Origin of the sequence: Klebsiella sp. HN106, assembly GCF_051209435.1 — a bacterium.
GTDB lineage: Bacteria > Pseudomonadota > Gammaproteobacteria > Enterobacterales > Enterobacteriaceae > Klebsiella > Klebsiella oxytoca.
Map to the genome: position 1 here is coordinate 1 of NZ_JBLURD010000193.1, position 315 is coordinate 315.

Consider the following 315-nt stretch of genomic DNA (forward strand, 5'->3'; position numbering starts at 1 on the left):
CGCGCAGCGGCAGCTCAATCGGCGCGTAGCCGGCGTTCGCCACCACGGTGGTGTGTAAAAAGGCGAGGATATCGCGGGATTCATTGAGCATCGCCACCGAGTCGTGGTTGCCCGCCAGCACCACCAGGCGACAGCCGGTCTGCTGCAACTGGACGACGAAACGGTTATACAGTTCGCGGGCGTAGCTCGGCGGCGAGCCGGTATCAAAAATATCGCCAGCCACGATAATGGCGTCGACTTCATGCTCCTGCGCGCGGTCCAGTAGCCAGGTAAGAAAAGCGTCGTGTTCGGTCGCGCGGCTTTTGCTGTAAAAAT

At 60.3% G+C, this 315-nt stretch carries 1 protein-coding gene; it reads right to left on the bottom strand.

Annotation, left to right across the window (positions count from 1 at the left end; genetic code table 11):
* A partial coding sequence (sbcD, locus tag ACSIPU_RS30895) for an exonuclease subunit SbcD (protein WP_435322518.1) occupies positions 1-315 on the bottom strand: 315 nt, incomplete at both ends.